Genomic DNA, 10,896 nt, shown 5'->3' on the forward strand with positions numbered 1-10,896 from the left:
TATTAGGCACGCCGCCAGCGTTCATCCTGAGCCAGGATCAAACTCTCCAATAAAGTTAGTTTGTCTAGCATCTAAAAATAAAAATTGACGTTTCACGTTGTTTGTTTCGTTTAGTTTTCAAAGTTCAATATCGCGTTTCAGCGACTTTTATAATATATCATAGTATATTATTTTCGTCAACAAGTTTTTCAAGATAATTTGTATCTCTCATTTGCTGACTCTGCCTATTATATAGATTTTGCTATCACTATGCAAGTATTATTATAAAAAAATAAGAGGGGGGGAAAATCCACCCTCTTATTCTTCAGAAGAAACCTCTTCATTAGATTCTTCTTCTTCATCTTTCTGTGCTTTTGCTACTGTCGCTACCTCTTGCTCATCCTCTAAACGAATTAGACGAACACCTTGTGTATTACGTCCCATTTGAGAGATTTGATCAACCGGCATACGAATAATAACGCCTGCGGCTGTAATTAGCATGATGTCTTCTTCACCTGTTACAGACTTAACCGCTACTAACTTACCGTTTTTATCTGTAATGTTACAAGTTTTAAGACCTTTACCACCACGGCTTTGTAGTCGATACTCTTCAACTGGAGTACGCTTACCATACCCGTTTTTCGTTACAATTAAGACATTCGTATCTTCTTCAACAATTTCCATACCTACTACTTGGTCCTCTTCGCCTAATGTAATAGCTTTTACACCAGCTGCATTACGGCCCATAGAACGTACATCTTGTTCATTGAAGCGAATTAACATACCGTTGCTTGTCCCTACGATAATATCTTTATCGCCAGATGTTAAACGTACAGAAATCACTTCATCTTCTTCACGAAGCGAAATTGCAATTAAACCGTTCGTACGTATATTTGCAAATGATGAAAGTGGCGTTCTCTTAGAAATACCTTGTTTCGTTGTAAAGAATAAGAACTGGTCGTCACCAAATTCACGAATTGGAATAATGGCATTGATCCACTCACCCTTATCTACCCCTAATAGGTTAATAATTGGTAGCCCTTTTGCAGTACGACTATACTCTGGGATTTCATATCCTTTCGTACGGTATACTTTACCCTTGTTTGTAAAGAATAAAATATGATCATGAGTAGACGTTGTTAATAAGTGTTCAACAAAGTCATCATCATTCGTACCCATTCCTTGTACACCACGTCCCCCACGGTTCTGTGTTTTGTACGTAGAAGCTGGTAACCTCTTAATATAACCGTTATGAGTTAACGTAATTGCAATATTTTGCTCAGGAATTAAATCTTCATCTTCAATAAATTCCATACCGCCAATTGTAATTTCTGTTCGTCTCTTATCATTGAAACGCTCTTTTACTTCTGTTAATTCTTCACGAATAATCTCAAGAACTTTCTCTTCATCTGCTAAAATCGCTTTTAATTCAGCAATTAAATTCATTAAATCTTGATATTCTTGCTCGATTTTTTCACGTTCTAATCCAGTTAAACGTTGCAGACGCATATCTAAAATCGCTTGCGCTTGTTTCTCACTTAAACCGAAACGTTCCATTAAGCCTTGCTTTGCAATATCAGCCGTTTTTGAACTACGAATTAACGTAATAACTTCATCAAGATGATCTAAAGCAATTCGTAATCCTTCTAAAATATGAGCACGTGCCTCTGCTTTTTCTAATTCATACGCAGTACGTCTACGGATTACTACCTTCTGGTGCTCCAAATAATGATATAAGTTTTGTTTTAAATTTAGTACTTGAGGCTCTCCATTTACAAGAGACAACATATTAATACCGAAACTTGTCTGAAGTGCTGTATGTTTATATAGATTGTTTAATAGTACGTTTGCATTGGCGTCACGACGTACTTCCATGACAATACGCATACCATTTCGGTCTGATTCATCACGTAAATCTGTAATACCTTCAATTTTCTTATCGCGAACTAATTCTGCGATTTTTTCAATTAATCGTGCCTTATTAACTTGATAAGGTAGTTCCGTTACGATAATAGATTGTTTACCATTTGATTTCTCTTCAATTTCAACTTTGGCACGAAGCATAATAGAACCGCGCCCTGTTTCATAAGCTCTACGGATGCCACTTCGACCTAAGATTAAACCTGATGTCGGGAAGTCTGGTCCAGGAATATATTCCATTAACTCCGCTATAGTAATATCCGGGTTATGACTTAATGCCAACACACCATCAATTACTTCGCCAAGTTGATGCGGCGGAATATTTGTTGCCATACCAACTGCAATACCTGTCGTACCGTTTACTAATAAATTAGGAAAACGCGCTGGTAATACAATCGGCTCTCTTTCCGAACCATCGTAGTTATCTTGATAATCAATTGTATTTTTTGAAATATCACGTATTAATTCCATAGAAATCTTAGACATTCTTGCCTCTGTATAACGCATTGCCGCTGCTGAATCTCCATCTACAGAACCGAAGTTACCATGCCCATCTACAAGCATATAACGTTGACTGAAATCTTGCGCCATACGTACCATTGTTTCATAAACGGCTGAATCACCATGAGGGTGATACTTCCCGATTACTTCACCGACAATACGTGCTGATTTCTTATACGCTTTATCAGCTGTAATTCCTAAATCATTCATCGCATATAAAACCCTACGATGCACAGGTTTTAATCCATCACGAACATCTGGTAATGCACGAGATACGATAACACTCATTGCGTAATCTAAAAATGAGGTACGCATTTCATGACTAATATTAATTTCTCGAATTCGTGCTTGTTGTTGATTGTCTGACATCAACGAGCACCTCCTCTTACGTTTCCGTTATACATACATTGATTTATATGTAGAAGACAGGAATACTTAGATTCCTGTCATTACTCATTTAAATATCAAGGTTTTTCACGTATTTTGCATTCTCTTGGATAAAGTTACGACGTGGTTCCACTTTATCACCCATTAAAATTTCAAATGTTTCATCTGCTTCTATTGCATCTTGAAGAGAAACTTGAAGTAACGAACGTACTTCTGGATCCATTGTCGTCTCCCATAGCTGAGTTGGATTCATCTCTCCAAGACCTTTATAACGTTGAATTCCTGGTTTCGGCTGGGCTGGTAACTCAGCTAATATTTTTTCAAGTTCTTTATCATTATAAGCATATTGAATTTTTTTACCTTGTTGCACCTTAAACAACGGTGGCTGTGCGATATATATATATCCACACTCAATTATTTGACGCATATAACGATAGAAGAACGTTAATAATAGGGTACGAATATGCGCACCATCAACATCGGCATCGGTCATAATAATAACTTTATGATAGCGTGCTTTTTCGATATCGAAGTCCCCACCAATATTTGTACCAATCGCCGTAATAATTGTACGAACTTCATCATTTGATAAAATCTTATCTAAGCGTGCCTTTTCAACATTAATAATTTTACCCTTCAGCGGTAAAATTGCTTGAAAATGACGATCGCGTCCTTGTTTTGCAGATCCACCCGCAGAGTCACCCTCTACGATATAAATTTCACTAATTGCTGGATCTTTAGAAGAACAATCTGCCAATTTCCCTGGTAAACTTGAAACTTCTAAAGCACTCTTTCGGCGAGTTAGCTCACGAGCTTTTTTAGCTGCTACACGCGCACGTGCTGCCATCGTTCCTTTATCTACAATCTTACGTGCAACATTGGGATTTTCCAGTAAGAATTTTTCAAAAGCCTCAGAGAATACTGACTCCGTAATCGTCCTCGCTTCACTATTTCCAAGTTTCGTCTTCGTTTGCCCTTCAAATTGTGGATTTGGATGTTTAATTGACACAATTGCTGTTAAACCTTCACGAACATCTTCACCAGTCAAATTACTATCCGCATCTTTTAAAATGTTATTTTTACGACCATAATCGTTAATCACACGTGTTAAGGCAGTTTTAAATCCTACCTCATGTGTACCACCTTCATACGTATGAATATTATTTGTAAATGAGTAAATATGATTTGTATATCCTTCGTTATATTGAAGCGCAACTTCAACTTGAATACCATCTTTTGAACCTTCTACATATACAGGCTCTTCATGAATTGGTTGTTTTGAACGATTTAAATGTTCAACATATGATTTAATTCCACCTTCATAGTGGAACTCTTTCTTTTGCTTATGTTCACGTTTATCTTCAATTGTTAATTTAATATTACGATTTAAAAACGCCAACTCACGCATACGAGTCGCTAGCGTATCGAATTCATATTCTGTCGTCTCTTTAAAAATTTCTGGATCCGGTTTAAAGCGAGTTATTGTTCCAGTCTTATCTGTATCACCGATGACTTTTAAATCTGCAACCGGAATACCTCTTTCGTATTTTTGGTAATGGATTTTACCATCACGATGTACAAATACTTCTAATTCTGTTGATAAGGCATTTACAACAGATGCACCAACACCGTGCAAACCACCAGAAACTTTGTAACCGCCACCGCCAAATTTACCACCAGCGTGGAGGACAGTCATAATAACCTCTACTGCAGGACGTCCCATTTTTTCTTGTATACCAACTGGAATACCACGTCCATTATCCGTTACAAGAATACTATTATCTTCTTCGATACTAACGTTAATTTCATCACAATATCCTGCTAACGCTTCATCGATACTATTATCGACAATCTCCCATACAAGGTGGTGAAGTCCCTTTCCACTCGTAGATCCAATATACATACCCGGACGTTTCCGAACTGCCTCTAGTCCTTCAAGTACCTGTATCTGACTTTCATCATATGCATTTTCTTGCATTTGTTTTTGTTCCATTGACACAAAGATCACCTACTTTTCCATTTAAACAGGGGTTTATGCCCTATCTATTTCACAATCTACCGTGCCGTTCGTTACATGAATTGTTTTCGCATCTTTTAATGTTTCGTGTTCAATTCCGTCGACACTCGTCGTTGTAACAAATGTTTGCACCTTTCCTTGAATTGTATTTAACAGATGTGATTGACGATAATCGTCTAATTCTGATAAAACATCATCCAGCAAAAGGATTGGATATTCTTTAACCTCTGAATAAATTAATTCAATTTCAGCTAATTTTAGGGATAGTGCGGTCGTTCGTTGTTGCCCTTGCGAACCAAAGACTTGAACATTTTTACTATTAACGAAGAATTGTAAATCATCACGATGAGGACCAATTAAAGTCGTACCACGGAAAATTTCACGTTGTTTCACAGATTGAAAACTTTCATAGTATACTTCTTTTATTTTCGACAAATCCATTGATTCTGATACATCTACACTTGGTTTATAGACAATTTCTAACTCTTCTAATCCACGGCTTATACCGCGATGAATTGGAGCTGCCCATTCCTGTAGCAAATGCAAAAATTCAAAACGTTTTTGCAGTATTTTCGCACCATGCTCAATTAGTTGAAGTGTAAATACATCCAACATCGTTTCCTCATTCTTACTATTCCCTTGCATTTTTTTCAACAAGTGATTTCGTTGCGTGAGCACCTTTTGATATTGACTTAATTCATACAAATATATAGGAGCTATTTGTCCTAATTCCATATCTAAAAAGCGTCTTCTTACTTGAGGGCTTCCTTTTACAAGATTTAAATCTTCTGGGGCAAACATGACAACGTTCATCACGCCAATATATTGACTTAACTTTTGTTGTTCAAGTTGATTTAATTTTGCCTTTTTACCTTTTTTCGAAATATTTAATTCCAAAGACAAAGAACTGTTTCTTTTTTGTAATTTCCCTTTTATTTGACCAAACTCTTCATCCCAGCGGATAAGTTCGCGATCATTAGAGGTTCTATGAGATTTCGCCATCGCTAAAACATAAATAGCTTCCATCAAGTTTGTTTTCCCTTGTGCATTTTCGCCGATAATTACATTTACCTTATCTTCAAAGGAAAGCTCTAATTTTTCATAATTGCGATAGTTTTTTAATTGTATTTCTGAAATAAACAAAGGGCTCCCCCTTTATGCCTGAACTTGGAAAGTTCCGCTTCCTGGAATTTCAATAACATCATTCGCATATAGTTTGCGACCTCTTCTATTTTCAAGTTCGTTGTTCACGTACACTTCATATTCTTGTAAAAACCATTTTACAGCGCCACCTGTATCAATTACATCAGCTAACTTTAAAAATTGTCCTAGTGTAATATACTCTGTTGAAATTTTAATATGTTTCATAAAATCGCTCACTTTCTGAAAGTGTTCATTCTTTCATTGTACTAAATAAACTAACATTAGGAAAGTAATACCCAAAAATCAAATAAGGGCCACTAGCATCTTTAAACTAGCAACCCTTATTCCTTACCTAGTAAGTACGAACCGGTAAAATTAATTGAATAATTGAATCATCATTTACTGTACGAATTAAGAACGGTCTCATCGCCCCAGTAAAGCTAACTTTAATCTCTGTACTATCTAGAGCTTTCAATGCATCCATCATATATTTTGCACTAAAAGATATTTTTAACTCTTCTCCATCTACTTTTTCACATTGTACTTCTTCGACAACTTTTCCAATTTCTGGTGAATTCGAGGAAATCTCTAGCATTTCTTGCTCTAAAGTTGATAATTTGACAACGTTATTGCGGCCATCTCTCGCTAATAGTGAAGCACGATCAATTGCTTGTAGGAATTCTTTTGTATTTACAAAAATATCCGTTTTACTCTCTGCTGGAATTAAACGTGTCGTATCTGGATAATTTCCTTCTAACAATCTTGAGAAGAATAATAAATGCTTTGTACGGAATAATACTTGATACTCAGTTATTACAATATCTACCATCTCTTCAGACTCATCCAGAATTTTACTTAATTCGTTTAAGCTCTTACCTGGAATAACAACATTAGCTTGAAATTCATCTGCAATATTATGTCCTTCGATTTTCGCTTTTCGAAGTGCCAGTCTATGACTATCTGTTGCAATACAAGTTAACTCGCTGTTATATACCTTCCAGTTTACACCTGTCAAGATTGGTCTTGTTTCAGAAGTAGAAACTGCAAATACAGTTTGTCTAATCATATGCTTAAGTAAATCTGTTGGTATCTTAAATACATGATGTTCTTCAATCTGTGGTAATAACGGATATTCTGCAGAATCTAAACCATTTAAGTTAAACTCTGATTTTCCAGATTTTATTTTTGTCATAAAATGATTTTCCACAGAAATTTCGACAGTATCCTTAGGTAGTTTTTTTACAATCTCACTAAAATATTTTGCTTGTAAAACAATGCTTCCTGATTGAGCTATTTCTACGATTTCTTTTCCATCTTCTTCGACTGGAATAAACGATTCAATAGAAATATCAGCATCGCTTCCTGTTAATGTAACCCCTTCTTCAGTAGCTACAACTTTAATTCCCGTAAGGATGGGGATTGTTGTACGAGAAGAAACTGCCTTCATTACATCTTGTACACCTCTTACAAGATAGTCTTTTTGTATTGTAAAACGCATAAAGAAAAACCTCCGGTAAGTATAAGATTTTATTTAATTAATAAAGATAAAAAATAGTAGTAATAGTAATAGGGCTTGTGGATATGTGGATAACCCCTTTGAAGGATGTAAAAACAGTCTATCTACATGTGGATAGACTGTGCGTAAAACAAGGTAAGTTATTCACACTATTCAGCTACTACTTTAAAATACCATTAATTTCTTCAACTTGCTTTTGTAATTGCGTATCGGTTTTTAGTAGTTTAGAAATTTTTTCATGGGCATGGATAACTGTTGTATGATCACGTCCACCAAATTCTTCACCTATTTTTGGTAAAGAGGAATCCGTAAGTTCGCGTGATAAATACATTGCAATTTGGCGAGGAAACGCAACTGATTTTGTACGTTTTTTCGCTTTAAAATCTTCTAATTTTACTTGATAAACGTCTCCGACAGCTTTTTGAATATCATAAATAGAGATAATTTTCGGCTTAGAATTTGGAATAATATCTTTAAGTGCTTCAGCTGCTAAATCAGCATTAATATCTTTATTAATTAAAGATGAATAAGCTACAACTCGGATAAGTGCACCTTCTAATTCGCGAATATTTGAATCAATTTGATTTGCGATATAAAGCATAACTTCATTTGGTATATCAAGCCCTTCAGCTTTTGCTTTTTTGCGTAAAATTGCAATTCGTGTCTCTAAATCTGGCGGCGTAATATCTGTAATAAGTCCCCATTCAAAGCGAGAACGAAGACGATCTTCTAAAGTTGGAATTTCTTTTGGTGGTCGATCACTAGAAATTACAATTTGTTTACTTTCTTCGTGTAATGCATTAAATGTATGGAAAAACTCTTCTTGAGTTTGTTCTTTTCCAGCAAGAAATTGAATATCATCTATCAATAAAACATCTACATTGCGATATTTATTACGAAAATCAACAGCTTTATTATCACGAATAGAGTTAATAAATTCATTCGTGAATTTTTCTGATGATAAATATACAACTTTTGCATTTGGATTATGTTCAATTACATAATGGCCAATCGCGTGCATTAAATGCGTCTTTCCAAGCCCAACTCCCCCGTAAATAAAGAGTGGATTATACGCTTTAGCTGGCGCCTCGGCTACAGCTAATGAAGCTGCATGGGCAAAACGGTTACCAGAGCCGATAACAAATGTATCAAATGTATATTTTGGATTTAACATGCTCTGTGGTAAATGAGCTGAATCATCTTGTGCTGGATTCCGCTTAACTGGAGGAAGATCAATGTCCTCTTCCGCTTGACTTTGGGGAATAATAAAGCGAATTGCTAATTTTGCCCCTGTTAAATCGTATAGTGTTTCTGAAATTAGTTCTGAGTAATGAGATTCTAGCCAGTCACGAGCAAATTCATTTGGAGCTGTAATCGTTAATACGTCTTTCTTCAAGTTATGAGCCGTTGTTGATTTTAACCATGTCTCATAACTAGGCTTGCTTACCTTTTTTTCTAATTCTTTTAAGGCACTATTCCATAAATCAGAGATATTTTCCAAAGGTGTCCCTCCTTTACTAAGATGGTAAAAGAATAAGGCTGCGCAACAAATGTACAACCTAATAAATATAAAATGTATATTTATACGAAACGTATTTTAAAACCTAAAAACGTCGTTTGTATATGAGATAGGGTTTTCGACAAAAAAACCAAATGTGGACAACTGTTTACCCACATGTGATTAAAACTGTCCACATGTTATACACAAATTGTGGATAAGATAAAGATGTGGAAAACTTATTCAAAGTGAAAACACAACTATAATATCAAAAAAAAGTGGCTATAGCAATGAATTTAAGAAAGTTATCCACAAAATCAATACCTTGTGGAATAAACTTGTCCACAACACGATATACTGTGTAAAAGTGGGAAAAAAGTTTGTGGATATAAAAAACGTGAAAAAACATTTATCCACAAGGAAATATAGATGATGTGAAAAAGTATGTGAATAGGTTCAAAATGAATATTTGATGAAAATTTCTAGAACCATTGACATTTTCCTAGTTGATTAACTATAATTTATAGGACTGTCTTTAACAGATATTCCTCAGGGAGGTGTCATATAATGAAAAGAACTTACCAACCAAATAAACGTAAGCGCAGCAAAGTACATGGTTTCCGCAGCCGTATGAGCACAGCGAACGGACGTAAAGTGCTAGCAGCTCGTCGTCGTAAAGGAAGAAAAGTATTATCTGCGTAGACCACTGATCGTTCAGTGGTCTTTTTTTCTAATAATAGTGAATTTCCGCTGATGAAATACAGGAGTGTCAATTGATATGAAGAAAAAACATCGTATAAAGAAGAATGATGAATTCCAGGCGGTTTTTCAAAAAGGAAAATCAAATGCGAATCGTCAGTTTGTTGTATACCAATTGGATAAAGAAGAACAGCCAAACTTTCGCATCGGCCTTTCTGTTAGCAAGAAAATAGGAAATGCAGTAGTTCGTAATCGAATTAAGCGCATGGTCCGTCAAGCTATTACAGAGTTAAAAGATGAGATAGATTCTGGAAAAGATTTTGTTATAATAGCAAGGAAGCCTTGTGCAGAGATGACATATGAAGAAGTAAAGAAAAGCTTAATTCATGTCTTTAAACGCTCTGGTATGAAAAGAATAAAAAAGTAGCGTAAGGAAATGAATTACACTATATACATACCGATACAAGGAGGAGTAGGCTTTGAAAAAGAAATTAGGTTTACTAGCCATGGTCGTTGCATTAATGGCGATTGCCACCGGTTGTAGTGAAACGGGTCAGCCGATTACATCGAAAAGTACTGGGATTTGGAATGAATATTTCGTATATCCGCTTTCTCAGTTAATCACGTATTTTGCCGACTTATTTAACAGTAATTACGGTTTAGCAATTGTTATTACAACTCTTATCATTCGTTTTGCATTATTACCATTAATGATTAAACAAACAAAGAGTACAAAAGCAATGCAAGCGTTACAACCAGAAATGGTGAAGTTAAAAGAGAAATATAGTTCTAAAGATCAAGCAACACAGCAAAAACTACAACAAGAAATGATGCAGTTATATCAAAAGAATGGTGTAAATCCATTGGCAGGATGTTTACCGATATTTGTTCAGATGCCTATTTTATTCGCGTTTTATCATGCGATTATGAGAACAACAGCAATTAGTGAACATACATTTTTATGGTTTGATTTAGGACAGGCAGATCCGTTCTATATCTTACCGGTTGTTGCAGCAATTACGACATTTATTCAGCAAAAGCTTGCAATGGCAGGAACAGCTGGTCAAAATCCGCAAATGGCAATGATGCTTTGGCTTATGCCGATTATGATTTTAATCTTTGCAATTAACTTCCCAGCTGCATTATCACTTTACTGGGTTGTTGGTAATATCTTTGGTATTGCTCAAATGTACTTTATCAAAGGGCCAGAGATTAAGGCTAGCAAAGCTGGAGGCT

Annotated in this window: 9 protein-coding genes; 3 read left to right on the plus strand and 6 right to left on the minus strand. The window is 35.5% G+C overall.

The annotated features are described in order from the left end of the window. Positions 1 to 297 precede the first annotated feature (297 nt). The 6 genes from gyrA to dnaA all read right to left on the minus strand — a co-directional run bounded on the left by gyrA (position 298) and on the right by dnaA (position 8,964). Positions 298 to 2,769 carry a DNA gyrase subunit A gene (gyrA, locus tag MR160_RS30925; protein ID WP_001282868.1) on the minus strand — a complete coding sequence of 824 codons (2,472 nt, stop codon included), beginning with the start codon at positions 2,767 to 2,769 and terminating at the stop codon, positions 298 to 300. Positions 2,770 to 2,857: 88 nt separating this feature from the next. Continuing rightward, positions 2,858 to 4,780 (minus strand): DNA topoisomerase (ATP-hydrolyzing) subunit B, encoded by a 1,923-nt coding sequence (gene gyrB, locus MR160_RS30930; RefSeq protein WP_000435979.1) that lies wholly within the window; start codon positions 4,778 to 4,780, stop codon positions 2,858 to 2,860. A gap of 39 nt (positions 4,781 to 4,819) precedes the next feature. Continuing rightward, a complete protein-coding gene (gene recF / locus MR160_RS30935; RefSeq protein WP_000470754.1) occupies positions 4,820 to 5,947 on the minus strand; it encodes a DNA replication/repair protein RecF in 1,128 nt (375 codons plus the stop codon). Positions 5,948 to 5,959: 12 nt separating this feature from the next. Further along, a complete protein-coding gene (gene yaaA / locus MR160_RS30940; protein WP_000680510.1) occupies positions 5,960 to 6,172 on the minus strand; it encodes a S4 domain-containing protein YaaA in 213 nt (70 codons plus the stop codon). Positions 6,173 to 6,299: 127 nt separating this feature from the next. Next, positions 6,300 to 7,445 carry a DNA polymerase III subunit beta gene (dnaN, locus tag MR160_RS30945; RefSeq protein ID WP_001212884.1) on the minus strand — a complete coding sequence of 382 codons (1,146 nt, stop codon included), beginning with the start codon at positions 7,443 to 7,445 and terminating at the stop codon, positions 6,300 to 6,302. A 178-nt stretch (positions 7,446 to 7,623) separates the two neighbouring features. Next, entirely contained in the window at positions 7,624 to 8,964 is a 1,341-nt protein-coding gene (gene dnaA, locus MR160_RS30950) for a chromosomal replication initiator protein DnaA (protein WP_000428018.1), read from the minus strand. A gap of 564 nt (positions 8,965 to 9,528) precedes the next feature. Between dnaA and rpmH the strand changes: the two genes are divergently transcribed. The 3 genes from rpmH to spoIIIJ all read left to right on the plus strand — a co-directional run. Continuing rightward, entirely contained in the window at positions 9,529 to 9,663 is a 135-nt protein-coding gene (rpmH, locus tag MR160_RS30955) for a 50S ribosomal protein L34 (RefSeq protein WP_000831901.1), read from the plus strand. Positions 9,664 to 9,739: 76 nt separating this feature from the next. Beyond that, complete coding sequence (gene rnpA / locus MR160_RS30960) at positions 9,740 to 10,087, plus strand: ribonuclease P protein component (RefSeq protein ID WP_000726621.1); 348 nt, start codon at positions 9,740 to 9,742, stop codon at positions 10,085 to 10,087. 52 nt (positions 10,088 to 10,139) lie between these two features. Beyond that, on the plus strand, positions 10,140 to 10,896 hold a 757-nt coding region (gene spoIIIJ / locus MR160_RS30965; RefSeq protein WP_242298990.1), incomplete at its 3' end, for a YidC family membrane integrase SpoIIIJ.

It is taken from the genome of Bacillus cereus group sp. BfR-BA-01382, assembly GCF_022663475.1.
GTDB classification, from domain to species: domain Bacteria; phylum Bacillota; class Bacilli; order Bacillales; family Bacillaceae_G; genus Bacillus_A; species Bacillus_A thuringiensis_S.